Source organism: Streptomyces sp. 13-12-16 (assembly GCF_002114215.1).
GTDB lineage: Bacteria > Actinomycetota > Actinomycetes > Streptomycetales > Streptomycetaceae > Streptomyces.
This window is the reverse complement of the sequence record NZ_NCTE01001215.1, coordinates 1-1,645: the sequence shown is the minus strand read 5'-3', so window position 1 is coordinate 1,645 and position 1,645 is coordinate 1. Positions and strand designations below refer to the sequence as shown.

Here is a 1,645-nt window from a genome sequence, read left to right as displayed (position 1 = left end):
GAGACGGCGGTACGGGCCCTTCGCGCGGGGCCCGCTCCGCCCGCGCGGGCCGAAGTCGACGGCGACCAGGGTGTCGGCGGTGACCGTGAGCAGGGGAGTGTCCCGGGAACGGGAGGTCGTCTGGGGCATGACATCACCGTCGCCCGCGCCCACGTGCCCGGTCCAACACCTTCCCGACGCCGATTGACGCACCCGTGTTGTAAGTTCACGCCATGCCCGCCCCCGCCCACCTCGACCCCCGCCTGTTGCGCGCCTTCGTGACCGTCGCCGAGGAGCTGCACTTCACCCGGGCCGCCGCGCGCCTCTACGTCGCCCAGCAGGCGCTCAGCAGGGACGTGCGGCGACTGGAACGCGAACTGGGCTGCGAGCTGTTCGTACGGACCACCCGCCAGGTGACGCCCACCGCCGACGGCGAGCGCCTGCTGCCGTACGCCCGCGCGGTGCTCCAGGCCCAGGACGACCTGCTCGCCGCCGCCGGACGGGCCCGGCCCCTGCTGGTGGACCTCAACGCACCGGGCCTCGCCACCCCGCGCCGGGTCCTCCACCGGGCCCGCGAACTCGCCCCCGCCCACGAACTGATGGCCCGCTACGAGAGCGGGCTGACCGGGGCCGCGGGGGAGCTGCTCGCGGGGCGGCTCGACGCGTCGTTCGGACGGTTCGCGGGCCTCGCCCCCGCACTGCGGACCGGACTCGACCAGCAGCCCGTGCGCCACGAGCCGATGGCGGTCGTCCTGCCCGAGGACCACCCGCTGGCCGCACTGGCCGAGGTGCCGCTCGCCGCACTCGCCGGCGAGACGGTCTACGCCGGGGCCGGCAACCCCCGTACGCCGGAGTGGACGGACCTCGCGCGGTCGCTGTTCGAGGGGCGGGGGATCACGCTCGCGCCGCCCGCGCCGCTGGCCGTCGGGGAGGAGGAGTTCCGGCGGATCATGGCCAGGACACGTCATCCGATCCTCGCCGTGGTCGACTTTCCGCCACTGCCCTCGACGGTGCTGCGCCCTCTCGTGGACCCGGTTCCGCTGTCCCCCGTGTCCCTGGTGTGGCGAAAAGGACTGATGCATCCCGCTCTGGACGCCCTCCGGCGGGCGGCGGCCGTTGTCGCCGCCGAGGAGGGCTGGCTGCGGCCACCGGACGGGGGATGGCTGCCCGAACGGGATATTGTCGTGATGGCGGCCCGGTGATGTCTCACTACTGACACGAACGACTGCCACGGGAACACAGGACCTCCACGTACGCTACATTCGGTCCCCGAGCACAGTGTGATAACCGGAGCGCTCGGAGCGGGTGGGGGCCCGGTCCGTCGGCGGGTGCTCGGGTCGTACGCGCGCCGGAAGTGTCCTTCGGGGGGAAGTGCGTGCGCGTGGAGAATTGGCGAGAAGACACCCAACCGGAACGGCCCGAGGGTGCGTCGGCGTTCGGGAAGGACGCCGAGGACGAGGACCTGCGTGAGACGAGGGTCCTCCCCCTGAGCGAGAAGCCCGCCGACGCGGACGTGCGCGACGCCGGCCCCGGCTCGATCGAGGACCGCTGGGCCCGCCTCGGAGTCTTCCCCAGCGGCAACGACAAGACCCAGGTCCTGCCCGACCCCGCTCACCGCGCGGAACCCCCCGCCCGGCCCGGGCCGCGGACCGGCGACACCCGTGGC

1 protein-coding gene and 2 pseudogenes are annotated in these 1,645 nt (G+C 73.8%); 2 read left to right on the top strand and 1 reads right to left on the bottom strand.

Features of this window, described 5'->3' with window-relative positions; all coding sequences use genetic code 11:
- Positions 1–129 (bottom strand): annotated as a pseudogene (locus B7767_RS49465) (MFS transporter); the annotation flags it as partial.
- 83 nt (positions 130–212) lie between these two features.
- On the opposite strand from B7767_RS49465, the gene B7767_RS37975 reads away from it, so the two are divergent.
- Positions 213–1,181: a LysR family transcriptional regulator gene (locus tag B7767_RS37975; protein ID WP_085575961.1), complete on the top strand. Its 969-nt coding sequence runs from the start codon at positions 213–215 to the stop codon at positions 1,179–1,181.
- Positions 1,182–1,360: 179 nt separating this feature from the next.
- Positions 1,361–1,645, top strand: a pseudogene (locus tag B7767_RS37970) (hypothetical protein); the annotation flags it as partial.

What these genes read in the sequence shown, in the direction of transcription:
- B7767_RS37975 (WP_085575961.1), top strand. Translation starts at nt 213, where the DNA reads ATGCCCGCCCCCGCCCACCTCGACCCCCGCCTGTTGCGCGCCTTCGTG.